The following is an 18169-nucleotide window of genomic DNA, read 5'->3' on the forward strand; positions in this document are numbered from 1 at the left end:
GTAGCAAATGTGCTAGCAATTAAATTTGCCAGATTGGACTTATGTATTTTGGCTTACTTTTTTATCAAAATAAATAAGGGGTGTTTAATATGGAAGATTTAAGAGCATTGTTAGATGAACTAAAGTCTAAATCTTTCTTTAAAAAGGATGAGCTTTGTATTGTAGGTTGTTCTACTTCAGAAGTGATTGGCGAACGCATAGGTAGCGTCGGTTCAATGGAAGTAGCTAAAGATATATTTGAAGCATTAAAAGAGATTGAAACGGAAACAGGCGTTTCTTTTGTATTTCAAGGCTGTGAACATATCAATAGAGCAATTACGATTGAAAAAGCTAACTTCGACCCCGCAACGATGGAAGAAGTAACTGTTGTACCCGATGTCCATGCTGGAGGTAGTTTAGCTACGTATGCATATCAGCATATGGAAGCGCCTATGGTGGTTGAAACTATAACTGTTCCGAAAGGTATAGATATTGGTCAAACATTAATTGGTATGCATATCAAACATGTAGCAATACCCGAACGTACAAGCGTGAAGCAAATTGGCGAAGCAATTGTTACAATCGCTTCTTCAAGACCTAAAAAAATTGGTGGCGAAAGAGCAAAATACAACTAATACAGAAACGAGGGTTTACTAATGTCATTTATTAAAGATCAAGATAAAGAAATTTATGAAGTGATTCAAAACGAGTTCAACCGTCAAAATAACAATATAGAGTTAATTGCGTCAGAAAACTTTGTGTCGGAAGCAGTTATGGAAGCTCAAGGTTCAGTATTAACTAATAAGTATGCTGAAGGTTATCCGAACAGAAGATATTACGGTGGTTGTGAATATGTCGATGTATCTGAAACATTAGCTATTGAGAGAGCAAAGCAATTATTTGGTGCAGAACATGTTAACGTTCAACCACATTCTGGTTCACAAGCAAATATGGCTGTTTATCTCGTGGCATTAGAACACGGAGATACTGTATTAGGTATGAATTTAAGTCATGGTGGGCACTTAACTCATGGTGCGCCAGTAAACTTTAGTGGTCAATTTTATAACTTTGTCGAATATGGTGTCGACAAAGAAAGCGAACAAATAGACTATGACGAAGTATTAAAAGTAGCAAAAGCGCACCAACCTAAGTTAATCGTTGCTGGGGCTTCTGCATACTCAAAAACAATAGACTTCAAACGTTTTAGAGAAATTGCTGATGAAGTGGGCGCTAAATTGATGGTAGATATGGCTCATATCGCTGGATTAGTCGCTGCAGGCTTACACCCAAGTCCAGTAGAATATGCTGATTTTGTAACTACAACAACACATAAAACATTACGTGGCCCTCGTGGTGGAATGATTTTATGTAAAGAAGAATACAAAAAGCAAATTGACAAAACAATCTTCCCAGGCATTCAAGGTGGCCCTTTAGAACATGTTATTGCTGCCAAAGCAGTAGCGTTCGGTGAAGCACTACAAGATGATTTTAAAACATATCAGCAACAAGTTATTAAAAATGCAAAAGTATTAGCTGATACACTAAATAAAGAAGGATTTAGAGTAGTATCTGGCGGTACTGATAATCACCTAGTATGCGTAGATGTAAAAGGATCAGTCAATATTACTGGTAAAGTAGCAGAAGAAGCCCTTGACTCAATAGGTATTACTTGTAATAAAAATACAATACCATTTGATCAAGAAAAACCTTTTGTAACAAGTGGTTTAAGACTTGGTACACCAGCAGCTACTACACGTGGTTTTGATGAAGCGGCATTTGAAGAAGTAGCTAAAATTATAAGCTTAGTGTTAAAAGATCCTGAAAACGAAACAACATTAAAAGAAGGACAAGAAAGAGTTAAAGCATTAACTACGAAACATCCTTTATATAATTAAATTGGAGGAAGTAATTATGGGCAACGTACATGTTTTTGATCACCCACTTATTCAACACAAATTAAGTTACATTAGAGATGTACATACAGGTACAAAAGAATTTAGAGAACTCGTAGATGAAGTAGGCATGTTAATGGCTTACGAAGTGACTAGAAATTTAGAGTTACAAGATGTAGAAATTGAAACGCCTGTTACTAAAATGATAGCTAAGCGTTTAACTGGTAAAAAATTAGCATTTATTCCCATTTTAAGAGCAGGTCTTGGCATGACACAAGGTATCTTAAATCTTGTGCCGGCAGCAAGAATAGGTCATGTTGGCTTATACAGAGATCCTGAAACGCTAGAAGCAGTTGAGTATTTTGTGAAATTACCACAAGATATTGAAGAAAGAGAAATTGTCGTAGTTGATCCAATGCTAGCGACTGGTGCTTCCGCAATTGAAGCGATTAATTCACTTAAAAAACGTGGCGCCAAGCATATCAGATTTATGTGTCTAATTGCAGCACCAGAAGGTGTAGAAAAATTACAAGAAGCACATGAAGATGTCGATATCTATATCGCAGCATTAGATGAGAAATTAGATGACCATGCTTATATTACACCTGGATTAGGTGACGCTGGTGACCGTTTATTCGGTACAAAATAGTTTGACCCAGGAGTGGAGTAGTATGAAAAAAGTTATGACTGTATTCGGGACACGGCCTGAAGCTATAAAGATGGCACCACTCGTTTTAGAATTGGAGAAAGACGCTGAATTACAACCAATCGTTGTAGTGACGGCACAACATAGAGAAATGTTAGATTCTGTGTTGAAAAGCTTTGACATCACACCTGATTATGATTTGAACATTATGAAGCAGGGACAATCATTGTCTGATATAACTTCACGCATACTCGTACGATTAGAGGATGTTATAAAAGAAGCGAAACCAGATATGATACTTGTTCATGGTGATACCATGAGTACATTTGCTGGAAGTCTTGCAGCATTATATAATCAAGTCCCAATCGGGCATGTCGAAGCTGGTTTGCGAACTTGGAATAAATATGCTCCATTTCCTGAAGAAATGAATAGACAAATGGTAGGAGTAATGTCCGATTTAAACTTTGCTCCTACCAATAATGCTGCAAATAATTTGATTGCTGAAAACAAACCAGAAGACTCAATTGTCGTAACAGGTAATACTGCTATTGATGCAATGAAAACGACAATTCATAATGGTTATCAATCAGAAATTATAGCCAAGCACAAAGATAAACGAATTATTCTACTCACTGCGCATAGACGAGAAAATATTGGGGAACCAATGGCACATATTTTCAAAGCAGTACGAGATATCGTCGAAGCATACGAGGATGTTGTTGTCGTTTACCCAATACATAAAAATCCTAAAGTAAGAGAAATTGCAGATTATTATTTATCAAATCACACGAGAATTGAGCTTGTAGAACCCTTAGAAGTTGTTGATTTTCATAATTTTGCACATCAGTCTTATTTAATTTTAACTGATTCTGGTGGTGTACAAGAAGAAGCGCCTTCTTTAGGTAAACCAGTACTCGTTTTGAGGGATGTTACAGAAAGACCAGAAGGTGTAGCGGCAGGTACATTAAAAATTGTAGGCACAAATGAAAAGAATATATTCGCAGCAACAAAAGAACTATTAGATAACAAAAATTTGTATGAGATCATGAGTACAGCTCAAAATCCATATGGAGACGGCAATGCATCATATAGAATTTGTCAAAATATTAAATATTTTTTTGGTTTAATTGATAAAAAACCTTCTTCTTTCAAATAATTTTCGTATTTATGTGTCATTTTTGTGACATTCTTGTAAAAAATTGAATTACAATTTGAATAGAATTGACACGTAAAGTACCCTATATTATTATTAAAATTGTATGATTGGAATGGTTTTCATATAAGAAAGATAAGGTGAAGCGAGGCACTGAAATGAAACGTTTCAACATCATTTTTAAACAGTACATGCAATACTATATATATTGTATTATTGTACTTGTAATTGTGTTTATTTTCACATACTCTGCATTTATATTAGGTCTTATAATTGGAATGATCGGATCGCTAATCAATACTTTTACTTTTGAATATTATTTGGCGGAAGCAAAAGAAAAGGATAACATACATATTTCAACGGGCAACATTTGGAGATATTTGGTTGTGATATTAGCTTGTACGACATGGTATTTTTATAAGGACCATATAAACATTTTTGGAGTAGTTGTTGGTTTAATGATTTCTTATGTTTTAATTGTTTTCAAACCATTTTTACACAAGAAATAAATTTTATAATGAAAGAGGTGAGAAAGCATGGATCATAAAGACCCTCTAGTCAGTTGGAATGTGTTCGGTCTAGACATCGTGTTTAATCTATCATCGATTATGATGATGTTGATTACGGCGTTTATTGTTTTTGTAATAGCTATTATTTGTACACGTAACCTCAAGAAACGTCCAACAGGCAAACAAAACTTTATCGAATGGGTTTTTGATTTCGTAAGAGGGATTATCGAAAGTAACATGGCTTGGTCAAAAGGCGGTCAGTTCCATTTCTTAGCCGTTACATTAATCTTTTTCATATTTGTTAGTAATATGCTCGGTTTACCGTTCCAATTAATTTCGGGACACACCCTGTGGTGGAAATCTCCCACAGCCGATCCAACTGTGACATTAACATTATCAACGCTTATAATATTATTAACACATTATTATGGGGTTAAAATGGTTGGCACTAAAGGGTATTTTCAAAATTATACAAAGCCGATATTCCTATTGCCTATCAATGTGTTTGAAGAGTTCACTTCAACATTGACACTAGGACTACGACTTTACGGAAATATTTTTGCAGGTGAATTATTACTAGGATTATTAGCAGGTTTAGTATTCGACTTCCCAGCATGGGGTTGGTTAATTGGATTACCTGGCCTAATCGTATGGCAAGGGTTCTCAATTTTTATTGGTACGATTCAGGCATATATATTTGTAATGCTTTCGATGGTATATATGTCACATAAAGTACAAAAGAGTCATTAAATTAAAAAATAAAAAGAACAAATTAGGAGGATTTTTAAATGAATTTAATCGCAGCAGCAATCGCAATCGGCTTATCAGCACTTGGTGCAGGTATTGGTAATGGTCTTATCGTTTCAAGAACAGTAGAAGGTGTCGCTCGTCAACCAGAAGCACGTGGTCAATTAATGGGTATTATGTTTATCGGTATCGGATTAGTTGAGGCGCTACCAATTATAGGTGTAGTTATCGCTTTCATGTCACTATAAGTAAACTAGTCTTTATGGCGAAGTCTTCTAGGCTCTCGCCGTTCGTTTTTATCAAAATACCTTATGATTATACTGGATGAAAGGAGTGTCTATGAAAGTGACTGCTACGACTAATATGTTCGTTCTAGGTGCGGCTAGTGGCGGTGGTGTACAATGGGGAACAATCATTGTTACGATTGCTACATTCGCCATATTACTCTTACTTTTGAAAAAGTTTGCATGGGGCCCACTTAAAGAAGTAATGGACAAACGTGAACGCGATATCAATAAAGATATCGACGATGCTGAACAAGCTAAATTAAATGCTCAAAAATTAGAAGCACAAAACAAACAAACACTAAAAGAAACACAAGAAGAGGTTCATAAGATTTTAGAAGAATCTAAAATACAAGCCCGTAAACAACACGAAGAAATTATTCATGAAGCCAATATTAGAGCTAATGGCATGATTGAAACAGCACAAAATGAAATTAACAGTGAAAAAGAACGCGCACTTGCAGATATTAATAATCAGGTTTCTGAGCTTTCCGTACTCATTGCTTCAAAAGTACTGCAAAAAGAAATTTCAGAAAAAGATCAAAAAGAATTAGTTGAAAAGTACATTAAAGAGGCAGGCGATAAATAATGGCTAATGTAGCAAAAAAATATGCAAAAGCGTTATTTGATACTGCTAAAGAAAAAGCGTTACTTGATCAAATGTATGAAGAGTTTTCAACAATTGACGAAGCAGTGCGACCTGAAGTAGGAAAATTAAAAGAATTAGATACAGACCCACAAAAAGATGTAGCACAACGCCAACGTTTTGTTGCTATTATTTTTGGACACGCACATCAATATTTACAAAATATGTTTATGGTGCTTGCAAGTAATCGTCACCTTACATATACTCATGAAATATTCTTAGCTTTTGAAACTTTATATAATGCGTATCACAATCAAGACTTTGCGGTTATTGAATCAGTGTATGAACTATCTGAGGATGAAATAGCAAGTATTGATTCAATTATTAGATCGCGTACAAAACTATCAAAACTAATGATTACAAATGAAATAAATCCAGATCTTATCGGTGGTATCCGAGTTAAAGTTGGTACGAAAGTGATGGATGCAAGTATTAAAAATGATCTTGCCAAACTTGAAAAGCAATTTATTAGAGTGAAATAAAAATCGAAGGAGTGACATAGATGGCCATTAAAGCTGAAGAAATCAGTGCATTACTTCGCTCACAAATAGAAAATTATGAGTCAGAAATGGCTGTTACTGATGTAGGTACAGTTCTGCAAATTGGTGATGGTATCGCTTTAATCCACGGATTAAATGACGTTATGGCTGGTGAGCTTATTGAATTTAATAACGGCGTTCTAGGTTTAGCACAAAACTTAGAAGAATCCAATGTCGGTGTAGTAATTTTAGGGCCTTACACGGATATTAAAGAGGGAGACGAAGTAAAACGAACTGGACGTATCATGGAAGTTCCAGTTGGTAAGGAGTTACTTGGTCGTGTCGTTAACCCATTAGGACAAGCAATTGATGGTCAAGGACCAGTCAATACTACAAAAACACGTCCTGTAGAGAAGAAAGCAACTGGTGTAATGGATCGTAAATCTGTAGATGAACCATTACAAACTGGTATAAAAGCAATTGACGCGCTTGTACCAATCGGCCGTGGACAGCGTGAATTAATCATCGGAGACCGTCAAACAGGTAAAACGACGGTTGCCATTGATACGATTTTGAACCAAAGAGATCAAGATACGATCTGTATATACGTTGCTATCGGACAAAAAGATTCAACTGTACGTGCAAATGTTGAAAAATTACGTCAAGAAGGTGCATTAGATTATACAATTATTGTTTCTGCTTCAGCAGCAGATCCAGCGCCTATGCTTTATATCGCGCCATATTCTGGTGTAGCAATGGCTGAAGAATTCATGTTTGCTGGCAAAGATGTTTTAATCGTTTATGATGATTTAACAAAACAAGCAGCAGCTTATCGTGAACTATCATTATTATTACGTAGACCTCCAGGCCGTGAAGCTTATCCTGGTGATGTATTCTACTTACATAGTAGATTATTAGAGAGAGCGGCTAAACTAAATGATGATTTAGGTGGCGGTTCAATCACAGCATTACCTATTATTGAGACACAAGCAGGCGACATTGCCGCTTACGTTCCGACAAACGTAATTTCTATTACTGATGGACAAATATTCTTGCAATCTGATTTGTTCTTCTCTGGTGTAAGACCAGCGATTAATGCAGGTCAATCAGTATCACGTGTCGGTGGTTCTGCGCAAATTAAAGCAATGAAAAAGGTTGCTGGAACTTTACGTCTAGATTTAGCATCATATCGTGAATTAGAATCATTCGCGCAATTTGGATCTGATTTAGATGAATTTACTGCTAAAAAATTAGAACGTGGTAAACGTACAGTTGAAATATTAAAACAAGATAAAAACAAACCACTACCTGTAGAAAATCAAGTTTTAATTATTTATGCTTTAACAAAAGGACATTTGGATGATATCCCTGTAGTTGATATCACACGTTTTGAAGACGAGTTGAATCAATGGGCTAAATCGAATGCATCTGATTTATTAAATGAAATCAAAACGACGGGTGCTTTACCTAATGATGAATCATTTGAATCAGCGATTAATGAATTCAAGAAGAGTTTTAGCAAATCAGAAGAAGCATAATAGTTAATGTAGATAAAAGGTGGTGAGATAATGGCATCTCTTAAAGAAATCGATACACGAATAAAATCAACAAAAAAGATGAAACAGATTACGAAAGCAATGAACATGGTTTCTAGTTCGAAATTGCGTCGTGCTGAAAAAAATACGAATCAGTTCAGACCATATATGGTTAAAATGCAAGATGCAATTACAGCTGTTGCTGGAGCGGACAAAAATTCACATCACCCAATGTTACAACAACGAGAAGTGAAGAAAAGTGGTTATATCGTAATTACTAGTGACCAAGGCCTTGCGGGTGCATACAATGCGAATGTGTTGAAACATCTAATGAAAGATATTGAACGCAAACATAGTAGTAGTGATGAATATTCCATCTTAGTTTTAGGCCAAACAGGTGTTGATTTTCTTAAAAATAAAGGATATGACATTCATGATTCTTTAACAGAAGTTCCTGATCAACCTTCATTTAAAGAAATACAAGCAATTGCTAAAAAAGCAATAGATTTGTATAACGATGAGATTGTGGATGAGGTGAAAATTTATTACAGTCATTTCGTCAGTGTTTTAGAAAATACACCGTCGATGAAAACTGTGCTTCCATTGTCTCCAGAAGATTCAAGCTTAGGACATGGTCAAATGTCTTCATATGAATTTGAACCAGACAAAGAAGCAATTTTAAGTGTCATTTTACCTCAATATGTTGAAAGTTTAATATATGGAACGATTTTAGATGCAAAAGCAAGTGAACATGCAACACGTATGACGGCTATGAAAAATGCATCTGATAATGCGACAGATATCATTGATGATTTATCTATCGAATATAACAGAGCGAGACAAGCAGCAATCACTCAACAAATTACTGAAATTGTTGGTGGCGCAGTTGCACTTGAATAATGATTAAAGGAGGAAAATAGCATGGGATTAGGCCGTGTAACACAAGTTATGGGTCCAGTAATTGATGTTCGCTTTGAGCACAATGAAGTTCCAGAAATTAATAATGCCTTAGTTCTCGATATAGAAAGAGAAGAAGGTACTGTTGAATTAACGTTAGAAGTTGCATTACAACTTGGCGATGACGTAGTACGTACAATCGCAATGGATTCAACTGATGGTGTTAAACGTGGTACAGAAGTAAGAGACAGCGGAAACAGCATTAGCGTTCCAGTTGGTAATGAAACGTTAGGTAGAGTGTTTAATGTATTAGGTGATACGATAGACTTAGATGAAGACATAGATGACTCAGTACGTCGTGATCCAATTCATAGAGAAGCACCTGCATTTGATCAATTATCTACGAAAGTTGAAATATTAGAAACAGGTATCAAAGTTATTGATTTATTAGCACCTTATATTAAAGGTGGTAAAGTTGGATTATTCGGCGGTGCAGGTGTTGGTAAAACTGTATTAATCCAAGAATTGATCAATAATATCGCTCAAGAACACGGTGGTATATCAGTGTTCGCTGGTGTAGGTGAACGTACTCGTGAAGGTAATGACCTATACTTTGAAATGAGTGATAGTGGTGTTATTAAAAAGACAGCGATGGTTTTTGGACAAATGAACGAACCACCTGGTGCTCGTATGCGTGTAGCACTTTCTGGTTTAACTATGGCTGAGTATTTCCGTGATGAACAAGGACAAGATGTTCTACTATTCATCGATAACATCTTTAGATTTACGCAAGCCGGTTCAGAAGTTTCTGCACTATTAGGACGTATGCCTTCAGCCGTTGGTTATCAACCTACATTAGCAACGGAAATGGGACAATTACAAGAACGTATTACTTCTACAACTAAAGGATCTGTAACGTCAATTCAAGCAGTATTCGTGCCAGCCGATGATTATACCGACCCAGCACCAGCTGCAGTATTTGCGCACTTAGATTCAACTACAAACTTAGAGCGTAAATTAACTGAAATGGGTATTTATCCTGCAGTTGACCCATTAGCATCTACTTCTAGAGCCCTTGATCCATCAATTGTTGGTCAAGAACATTATGAAGTAGCACGTGAGGTACAATCTACTTTACAAAAATATAGAGAATTACAAGATATTATTGCTATTTTAGGTATGGATGAACTTTCGGAAGAGGATAAACAAACTGTAGAACGTGCGCGTCGTATTCAGTTCTTCTTATCTCAAAACTTCCACGTAGCTGAACAATTTACTGGGCAAAAAGGATCTTATGTGTCTGTTCAAAAAACAGTAGAAGGCTTCAAAGCAATATTAAATGGTGATTACGATCATATTCCAGAAGATGCATTCCGTCTAGTTGGAAGCATGGATGAAGTAATTGAAAAAGCTAAAGATATGGGTGTTGAAGTTTAAAATTAGGAGGTATGGATAATGAATACATTAAGCCTAAATATTGTCACTCCTAATGGTTCTGTTTACGACCGAGAAGATGTCACTCTGGCAGTTTTACAAACTACTGCTGGAGAAATCGGTGTCATGTATGGACATATTCCAACAGTTGCAGCACTTGAAATTGGCTATGCCAAAATTAATTTTGACGGTGGTTCAGAATATATTGCAGTGAGTGAAGGTTTTGTTGAAGTAAGACAAGATAAATTATCAATCATTGTTCAAACTGCAGAGCCTGCGAATGAAATTGATGTTGCTAGAGCAGAATTAGCTAAGTCAAGAGCAGAATCTCATTTAAACAATGAAGAAGATAGCAGTGACATAAATAGAGCCAAACGCGCATTAGATCGTGCTAATAACCGTCTTCGTGTCGCTCAATTACAATAATGAATAAAAGATATACTATGACGAATATCTAAAAAAGTCGACAAAGTTTTTACTTTGTCGACTTTTTCTTTTCTAATTAAACATGTCAAAATTAAATTTTTAGCGTTAATTTAGCAATGAAACATTAATTCAAAATATGGATTATAGTAACTTTCTTAAATCACAAGTGAATTATAATAATGTACCAAAGATTTAAGAGTGTAGTATGAATAAAAAAGTAAAAGTTTTACTTTCACATATACTTTTAATCGTTTAGAAGTAAAGTAAGTAAAAATATTTAATTTTAATAGTTATGCATACATGATATATATAATGGGAAAATAATATTAAATTGACGCTTATTATTTAAAAGTCAGTAATCTAATTATTAAGTATCTTTTGTTTAGTGTTTCGTGTAAAATATATAAATAGTGTTTATCAAGGAGAATGGCTTATGGAATATTTAGGACAATTTTCAATTGTACATCTCATACTACATGTCCTTTGTATTTGTATTGCTTATTGGGCATTGAATGCAGTGAGATTAGAGCAATTTTTTAAAAAAGGTTTTCCAGTACAAGTTCAAATTTGTATGATATTTTTAGCAATATTAATTGGAACTTCGGTCAGTAATTTTATTGTAGATTTATTACAATTTTCTACACAAATAAAATATTTGGTACAATAATTCAAATAATTGTATATTACGTATGATTATCGATATAATTTAATAGTAAGTTTGAATAAAAATTTTAGGCAATATATAAGTAGTTAAGTGGAGGATTTAAGATGGATAAGATAGAAATTAATGGTGGTAAAAAATTAACTGGTGAAGTGAAAGTTTCGGGTGCAAAAAACGCAGTATTACCAGTATTAACAGCATCACTATTAGCATCAAAAGGCGTGAGCAAATTAAAAAATGTACCAGCACTTAGTGATGTAGAAACAATTAATAATGTAATATCTACATTAAATGCTGAGGTCTCTTATAATAAAGAACAAGAAGAAGTTACAGTAGATGCAACAAAACAATTAAATGAAGAAGCACCATATGAATATGTAAGTAAAATGAGAGCAAGTATACTTGTAATGGGACCTTTACTAGCACGATTAGGTCATGCCAAAGTTGCTTTACCGGGTGGTTGTGCAATTGGTTCAAGACCGATAGAACAGCATATTAAAGGTTTTGAAGAACTAGGTGCTGAAATCCATATGGATGGTGGTTTTATATACGCAAACACTACTAACGGATTGAAAGGTACAACGATTCACTTAGATTTTCCAAGCGTAGGTGCGACTCAAAATATTATCATGGCTGCTTCATTAGCTGAAGGTAAAACTGTTTTAGAAAACGTCGCACGTGAACCAGAAATTGTTGATTTAGCAAATTATATTAATGAAATGGGCGGAAATGTGTTAGGTGCTGGTACTGACACCATTACGATTGAAGGTGTTGAAGCCTTGTATGGCGTCGAGCATTCAATTATACCTGATAGAATTGAAGCAGGTACATTATTAATTGCAGGTGCAATTACAAGAGGAAATGTTTTAGTTAACGGTGCAATCAAAGAACATATGACGAGTCTAGTTTATAAATTAGAAGAAATGGGAGTTAATCTAGAATACCTTGATGATGCTATTCGTGTAAGTGCTGAAAACGAATTGAAACCGGTAGATATCAAAACACTTCCACATCCTGGTTTTCCTACAGACATGCAATCACAAATGATGGCGTTATTATTAACTGCAAATGGACATAAAGTAGTAACGGAAACTGTGTTTGAAAATCGATTCATGCATGTCGGTGAATTTAAAAGAATGAATGCTAAAATCACTGTTGAAGGAAGAAGTGCAAAAATTGAAGGTAAAAGTCAACTTCAAGGCGCTCAAGTAAAAGCAACGGATTTACGTGCAGCAGCAGCACTTATTTTAGCGGGACTAGTAGCTGAAGGAACAACATATGTTACTGAACTAAAGCATTTAGACAGAGGGTATGTTGATTTGCATGGTAAATTAAAGGCATTAGGTGCTGACATCAAAAGAATACAAGATTAATGTTATAATATATTATATTAATAAATTGGAAACAGAGAGAAGTAAAGTTGGAGGAAGCAAATTATGGAAACAATTTTTGACTACAACCAAATAAAAGAGATTATTCCACATAGGCAACCATTTTTATTGATTGATCGTGTTGTAGAATACGATGAAGGTCAACGATGTGTAGCAATTAAACAAGTTTCAGGTAATGAACCATTCTTTCAAGGTCATTTTCCAGAATATGCAGTAATGCCTGGCGTATTAATTACTGAAGCTTTAGCACAAACAGGTGCAGTCGCTATGTTAAATAGCGAAGCAAACAAGGGAAAACTTGCACTATTTGCTGGTATCGATAAATGTCGTTTTAAAAAACAAGTAACACCTGGAGATACTTTGCGCTTAGAAGTTGAAATCACGAAGCTCAGAGGCCCTATTGGTAAAGGTAGTGCTAAGGCAACAGTAGATGGACAGTTAGCATGTAGTTGTGAGTTAACATTTGCTTTACAAGACAAATAATAAAAAAATAGTGTTACAGACTGTTTAAAACGGGCTGTAACACTATTTTTTATTTATCTACTTTTTCATCCTTCAGTCTTGGTTTAGATTGCATCATTCTATTAAAGGATTTCTTCAAGTCTTCACCAGATAAACCTTCATCTATTAATTGTTCTAACAAACTTTCAGCATAAACTTGTCTTAATGTGTAAATGTGACATTCACAAACAACAGAAATTGTATTTTCTAATTGAATGATATGTTTAATGGTTGCATCAAATAAAGCTGGATCGTTAGCAGGTCTAGTGATAACGACACGTATGTCTAATAATGTTTCGTTATCCATATATGTTTTCATAGTTTCATAATGATAATCTGAAATGACGATTTCAAGCAACCAGCCAGTGCCACTGTTTTCCTTATTGATGATGACACCATCTTCTAATTCGTACTCAGTTAAGCCACCATTTTCTGATACGATTTGAAATCGAACGGCTTTAAATGTTTTCATCGTCTCACATCCATTTAATTAATTTAAACTCTACATAAAATGTATTTATATTATCATTATAACGTAATTTTCTATGATAAAGGTGAAAAAAGTAGAATTTTGTAGTCATTTACTTTTTGAAATTATAAAAACTGTATTTTGACGGAATCATGTGAATTTTTTATGATTTACTTATAGAGGAGGTGACATATGATTAACAGTATTGTCATTGTAGGGAGACTAACAAAGGACCCTAAAATTTATGAGAAGGAAGGTAATAAACTAGCTACATTTTGCGTAGCCGTCTCAAGAAATTATAAAGATAAAAATCAAAAAGTTATTTGTGATTATTTATTTTGTAAGGCATTCGGAAAAATTGCTAATAATGTCGAAAAATATATCAATCAAGGTTCATTGGTTGGTATAACTGGACAAATGCAATCGAGAAAATTTGAAAAAGAAGGACAGATGCATTTTGTATCAGAAATTTTTATTGAAACTATTAAATTTATGTCCCCACGTTCTAAAAATGAAGATGAAACACTTTTTGATCCACTTCCAATAGATCAAAACCCAGATCTTATAAGTCAATTTGATTTTGAAGAAAACGAAATTTATGAAATTGTATAATATTTCAAGCACTCCCAACTCCCCGTTAATTTAACCCATCAAATCTAATATATTTAATCCTACTATTTAATTATACTTCTATCAGGCTATTCTTATTGTCTATTAAATTAACAATAGACAATAGGAATAGCTAAAATACATACTTTATAGGAAAATGTACTTTTATAAGAAGGTAGAAATTTATCTCGAAATAATACAGAATAATCTGATAAATTACAATTTTATTACACTCACTATATTTGTTAAATAGTCACATAAACTTTCATAGCAGTTTTCAACATAGTTGATGATGCTTATATTCTATTTTATAAATGTAATCACCATGTAAAGAAAAGGTGTACTTTTTTATTTGGCTGTAACCTACTACTGTTTTTAAGATGTTATAGTTGTACTTGCAAATTAATCATAACGAAAAAAATTATTTACCTTATAGGAGGAATTTTTAAAAATGAAAAAAACAGTATTAGCTTCAACATTAGCAGTAGGCTTAGGCGTAACAGGATTTGCAGCAGGAAACTCAGCAGACGCAGCTGAACAAGGTGTTGACAAAGCAGAATTAGCAAACTTAGCACAATCTAATCCAGAACAATTAAATGCATCACCTGTACAAGAGGGTGCATATAACTATAACTTTAATTATAATGGTACAAATTATAATTTTGAATCAGATGGCCAAACATGGTCATGGAGTTTTGGTGGAGGTTCTAGTGAAGATGTATCATCAGAACAAACAACTTCTGTTGAACAACCTCAACAAGCACAAACTGAACAACCAGCACAAGAAGTACAAACTGAGCAACCAGCTCAACAAGCTGCTCCACAAACTGAACAAACACAACAACCACAACAAGAAGCAACTACAAAAGCTTCAACTCAATCATCAAGCTCAAATGAAGCTTCAACTAGCTCATCAGGTGTGAATGCACACTTACAACAAATTGCACAACGTGAATCAGGTGGCGATATTCATGCTACAAACCCATCATCAGGTGCTTCAGGTAAGTTCCAATTCTTACAAAGTACATGGGATTCAGTAGCTCCAGCTGAATATCAAGGTCAACCAGCTGCTAACGCACCAGAAGCAGTTCAAGATGCAGCAGCTCAAAAATTATATGATGAAGTTGGCCCTTCACAATGGGTTACAGCATAATATAACAAAATACAATAAAGTTTATTTTTGGAAAAGCTGAGACAATTTAATTGTCTCAGCTTTTTATTGCTATATTAAGTTAGTGGTAATTATGCATGAACGATAGCCAAAGTCCTGCATATTTTTTCTTATAAATAATGTGCATCTAGAGTATATAAAGCTAATTATAAGTACATTTAACTTAGTTGATAACTGTTGGTAGTACAATCATATTAAAGGTTTTTGTATTACTAGAAGGTTTATATAAACCATTTTATTGCAATAGTTGATGTACTTTGATATGTTTTATATAAATACATAATAAAGAAACTACTAGGGGAGCCTTATGGCTGAGATGAGAAATTCAGACCCTTATAACCTGATTTGGTTAAGACCAACGTAGGAAAGTAGCATTCATTAATATTTGGGAAATTGCTCTAATATATATTAATAAACTACATTCCTACGTGGGATGTAGTTTTTTTAATTAGGAGGGCTAAATTTGTTATTTTCACAGGAATTAAAAAAAGCTTCACAACCAATTATTGAGGATATCTATAATGATCCATTTATCCAAGAAATGTTGCATGGTACGATTTCTGAAGAGGCTTTGAAATTTTATTTGAGAGCAGATGCTTCTTATTTAAAAGAATTTGCAAATATATATGCATTGTTAATACCAAAAATGAGTAGATTGGAAGAGGTTCAATTTTTAGTAGAACAAATACAATTTATAGTTGATGGTGAAGTAGAAGCACACGAAATCTTAGCAACATATGTACAACAAAACTATAGTGAAATCGTTCAAGAAAAAGTTTGGCCACCAAGTGGAGATCATTATATCAAACATATGTATTTCAATGCCTATTCAAAAGAAAATGCTGCATATACAATTGCAGCAATGGCACCTTGTCCATATGTGTATCAAGTGATTGCTAAAGAAGCGTTGAAAGACAGTGAATTAAATAAAGACTCAATTTTATCAAAATGGTTTGAATTTTATAGTACGGAAATGGATGAATTGGTAAATATTTTTGATGAATTAATGGACCGATTAACGCAAAATCTTGCAGTTGAAGAAAAAGAAGCAATAAAATCTTGTTTCTTACAAAGTACGATACATGAACGAAATTTCTTTAATATGGCATATATACAAGAAAATTGGTTATACGGAGGTCAAAATAATGAATAAACCTAAGATTGCGTTAACGATTGCTGGAACAGATCCTACCGGTGGTGCAGGTGTCATGGCAGATTTAAAATCATTCCATGCATGTGGTGTATATGGTATGGCTGCAATAACAAGCATTGTGGCTCAAAATACTAAAGGCGTACAACATATTCATAATCTAGATTCACATTGGTTAGAAGAGCAAATGGAAAGTGTATTTTCAGATGAACTACCACATGCTTTGAAAACTGGGATGATTGCATCTAAAGAAATGATGGAGATTATTCAAATGTATTTAAAAAAATACGACAATATTCCATATGTTATCGATCCAGTTATGTTAGCAAAAAGTGGTGATTCTTTGATGGATGATGATGCTAAAGCAAACTTACAAAATATTTTATTGCCTTACGCTACAATAGCGACGCCCAACTTACCAGAAGCTGAAGAAATTACAGGTATTACAATTAATGACCAACAGTCGATTTATCAAGCTGGCAATATATTTATCAATGAAATTGGTAGCAAGGGTGTAGTTATAAAAGGTGGACATTCAAGTGATGAAAATACAGCTATAGACTATTTATTTACACAAGATGATGTGTTTACCTTTGAAGAACCTAGATATGATACAAAACATACACATGGTACAGGATGTACTTTTTCAGCTGTTATTACTGCAGAGTTAGCAAAAGGTAAATCGATGTTCGATGCAGTTCAAAAAGCGAAGAAATTTATTTCACTTAGTATTAAACATACACCAGAAATTGGTTTAGGTAGAGGTCCAGTAAACCATTTTGCATATATGAAGGAAGTTGGTTTAGATGATGAATAATTTAGAAAAATTAAGGGCGGATCAACCGCTTGTCATTTGTTATACAAATGATGTAGTTAAAAATTTTACTGCAAATGGTTTGTTAAGTCTTGGTGCTAGTCCAGCAATGAGTGAGGCGCCTGAAGAAGCACATGATATGCTGACAGCTGCAAACGCTTTGTTAATAAATATTGGTACGTTAACAAAAGAAAGAGAACAAGATATTTTAAACATCGCTAAAACAGCGAATCATCTTGGCAAACCGATTATATTTGATCCTGTTGCTGTAGGTGCTTCACAATACCGCAAAGATTTTTGCAAAAAGTTTCTCAATGAAATAAAAGTTACTGTTATTAAAGGAAATGCTTCTGAAATTTTAACGTTAATTAATAGCGATACTAAAATGAAGGGAACTGACGGCGATAGTAGTTTAGATTCAGTATCAATTGCAAAAGAAGCACGCAAACACTTTAATACGTCGATTGTCATAACTGGCAAAGAGGATGTTATTGCTCAGAATGAACGCATATTTAAACTATCTAACGGATCTCCATTGTTGGCAAGAATAACTGGTGCTGGTTGCTTATTAGGAGCAATAGTAGCAAGTTTTGTTGACTCAGAAACTCCTTCTATAAATGCGTTAATAGAAGCGGTCTCTCTATATAATATCGCTGCAGAAAAAGCTGAACAAATTTCAGCAGGACCTGGTAGTTTTAAAGTAGAATTGTTAAATGCATTGTATAATATGACCTTTGAAACTGATATACAATATCAAAATAAGCAAGAGGTGTAAC

22 protein-coding genes and 1 riboswitch are annotated in these 18169 nt (G+C 34.2%); of the genes, 21 read left to right on the forward strand and 1 reads right to left on the reverse strand.

Annotation, left to right across the window (positions count from 1 at the left end; all coding sequences use genetic code 11):
• Positions 1–89 precede the first annotated feature (89 nt).
• The 16 genes from KA814_RS08755 (at position 90) to fabZ (ending at position 13162) form a co-directional block, all read left to right on the forward strand.
• Positions 90–614 (forward strand): TIGR01440 family protein, encoded by a 525-nt coding sequence (locus tag KA814_RS08755; protein ID WP_046207756.1) that lies wholly within the window; start codon positions 90–92, stop codon positions 612–614.
• Between the two features lie 21 nt (positions 615–635).
• Positions 636–1874: a serine hydroxymethyltransferase gene (glyA, locus tag KA814_RS08760; RefSeq protein ID WP_046207757.1), complete on the forward strand. Its 1239-nt coding sequence runs from the start codon at positions 636–638 to the stop codon at positions 1872–1874.
• Positions 1875–1890: 16 nt separating this feature from the next.
• The gene (gene upp, locus KA814_RS08765) at positions 1891–2520 is read left to right on the forward strand and encodes a uracil phosphoribosyltransferase (RefSeq protein ID WP_019468295.1); all 630 of its coding nucleotides are present in this window, start codon (positions 1891–1893) and stop codon (positions 2518–2520) included.
• A 22-nt stretch (positions 2521–2542) separates the two neighbouring features.
• A complete protein-coding gene (gene wecB, locus KA814_RS08770) occupies positions 2543–3673 on the forward strand; it encodes a non-hydrolyzing UDP-N-acetylglucosamine 2-epimerase (protein ID WP_064209843.1) in 1131 nt (376 codons plus the stop codon).
• Between the two features lie 155 nt (positions 3674–3828).
• Positions 3829–4179 carry an ATP synthase subunit I gene (locus tag KA814_RS08775; RefSeq protein ID WP_046207759.1) on the forward strand — a complete coding sequence of 117 codons (351 nt, stop codon included), beginning with the start codon at positions 3829–3831 and terminating at the stop codon, positions 4177–4179.
• 27 nt (positions 4180–4206) lie between these two features.
• A complete protein-coding gene (atpB, locus tag KA814_RS08780; RefSeq protein ID WP_019468297.1) occupies positions 4207–4929 on the forward strand; it encodes a F0F1 ATP synthase subunit A in 723 nt (240 codons plus the stop codon).
• Positions 4930–4967: 38 nt separating this feature from the next.
• Positions 4968–5174: a F0F1 ATP synthase subunit C gene (gene atpE, locus KA814_RS08785; RefSeq protein WP_002482721.1), complete on the forward strand. Its 207-nt coding sequence runs from the start codon at positions 4968–4970 to the stop codon at positions 5172–5174.
• Positions 5175–5271: 97 nt separating this feature from the next.
• Positions 5272–5799, forward strand: coding sequence for a F0F1 ATP synthase subunit B (locus tag KA814_RS08790; protein ID WP_026034759.1), 528 nt, complete (start codon positions 5272–5274; stop codon positions 5797–5799).
• Positions 5799–6338, forward strand: coding sequence for a F0F1 ATP synthase subunit delta (locus KA814_RS08795; RefSeq protein WP_064209844.1), 540 nt, complete (start codon positions 5799–5801; stop codon positions 6336–6338). Before KA814_RS08790 ends, KA814_RS08795 begins: the two co-directional genes overlap by 1 nt.
• A gap of 20 nt (positions 6339–6358) precedes the next feature.
• On the forward strand, positions 6359–7873 hold the full coding sequence (gene atpA / locus KA814_RS08800; protein ID WP_107521829.1) for a F0F1 ATP synthase subunit alpha: 1515 nt from the start codon (positions 6359–6361) through the stop codon (positions 7871–7873).
• A gap of 30 nt (positions 7874–7903) precedes the next feature.
• Positions 7904–8770 carry an ATP synthase F1 subunit gamma gene (gene atpG, locus KA814_RS08805; protein ID WP_046207762.1) on the forward strand — a complete coding sequence of 289 codons (867 nt, stop codon included), beginning with the start codon at positions 7904–7906 and terminating at the stop codon, positions 8768–8770.
• Positions 8771–8791: 21 nt separating this feature from the next.
• Complete coding sequence (gene atpD / locus KA814_RS08810; RefSeq protein WP_019468302.1) at positions 8792–10204, forward strand: F0F1 ATP synthase subunit beta; 1413 nt, start codon at positions 8792–8794, stop codon at positions 10202–10204.
• An 18-nt stretch (positions 10205–10222) separates the two neighbouring features.
• Positions 10223–10627: a F0F1 ATP synthase subunit epsilon gene (locus tag KA814_RS08815; protein WP_019468303.1), complete on the forward strand. Its 405-nt coding sequence runs from the start codon at positions 10223–10225 to the stop codon at positions 10625–10627.
• A 433-nt stretch (positions 10628–11060) separates the two neighbouring features.
• Positions 11061–11294, forward strand: coding sequence for a DUF1146 family protein (locus KA814_RS08820; protein ID WP_046207763.1), 234 nt, complete (start codon positions 11061–11063; stop codon positions 11292–11294).
• A 101-nt stretch (positions 11295–11395) separates the two neighbouring features.
• Entirely contained in the window at positions 11396–12661 is a 1266-nt protein-coding gene (murA, locus tag KA814_RS08825) for a UDP-N-acetylglucosamine 1-carboxyvinyltransferase (RefSeq protein WP_064209846.1), read from the forward strand.
• A 63-nt stretch (positions 12662–12724) separates the two neighbouring features.
• The gene (fabZ, locus tag KA814_RS08830) at positions 12725–13162 is read left to right on the forward strand and encodes a 3-hydroxyacyl-ACP dehydratase FabZ (RefSeq protein ID WP_046207765.1); all 438 of its coding nucleotides are present in this window, start codon (positions 12725–12727) and stop codon (positions 13160–13162) included.
• A 49-nt stretch (positions 13163–13211) separates the two neighbouring features.
• On the opposite strand, the gene KA814_RS08835 is transcribed toward fabZ, so the two are convergent.
• Positions 13212–13652, reverse strand: coding sequence for a YwpF-like family protein (locus KA814_RS08835; RefSeq protein ID WP_046207766.1), 441 nt, complete (start codon positions 13650–13652; stop codon positions 13212–13214).
• A 189-nt stretch (positions 13653–13841) separates the two neighbouring features.
• Between KA814_RS08835 and KA814_RS08840 the strand changes: the two genes are divergently transcribed.
• From KA814_RS08840 to thiM, 5 genes are all read left to right on the forward strand, one after another.
• The gene (locus KA814_RS08840) at positions 13842–14261 is read left to right on the forward strand and encodes a single-stranded DNA-binding protein (RefSeq protein ID WP_046207767.1); all 420 of its coding nucleotides are present in this window, start codon (positions 13842–13844) and stop codon (positions 14259–14261) included.
• Positions 14262–14709: 448 nt separating this feature from the next.
• Positions 14710–15411: a transglycosylase family protein gene (locus KA814_RS08845; RefSeq protein ID WP_046207768.1), complete on the forward strand. Its 702-nt coding sequence runs from the start codon at positions 14710–14712 to the stop codon at positions 15409–15411.
• A 304-nt stretch (positions 15412–15715) separates the two neighbouring features.
• Positions 15716–15813, forward strand: a riboswitch (TPP riboswitch).
• Between the two features lie 79 nt (positions 15814–15892).
• On the forward strand, positions 15893–16582 hold the full coding sequence (gene tenA / locus KA814_RS08850) for a thiaminase II (RefSeq protein WP_046207769.1): 690 nt from the start codon (positions 15893–15895) through the stop codon (positions 16580–16582).
• Positions 16575–17396: a bifunctional hydroxymethylpyrimidine kinase/phosphomethylpyrimidine kinase gene (gene thiD, locus KA814_RS08855; RefSeq protein ID WP_070039513.1), complete on the forward strand. Its 822-nt coding sequence runs from the start codon at positions 16575–16577 to the stop codon at positions 17394–17396. Before tenA ends, thiD begins: the two co-directional genes overlap by 8 nt.
• Positions 17389–18168 carry a hydroxyethylthiazole kinase gene (gene thiM, locus KA814_RS08860; protein ID WP_064209860.1) on the forward strand — a complete coding sequence of 260 codons (780 nt, stop codon included), beginning with the start codon at positions 17389–17391 and terminating at the stop codon, positions 18166–18168. Before thiD ends, thiM begins: the two co-directional genes overlap by 8 nt.
• Position 18169: the final 1 nt, after the last annotated feature.

It is taken from the genome of Staphylococcus sp. GDY8P196P (genome assembly GCF_017891705.1).
Classification (GTDB): domain Bacteria; phylum Bacillota; class Bacilli; order Staphylococcales; family Staphylococcaceae; genus Staphylococcus; species Staphylococcus ureilyticus.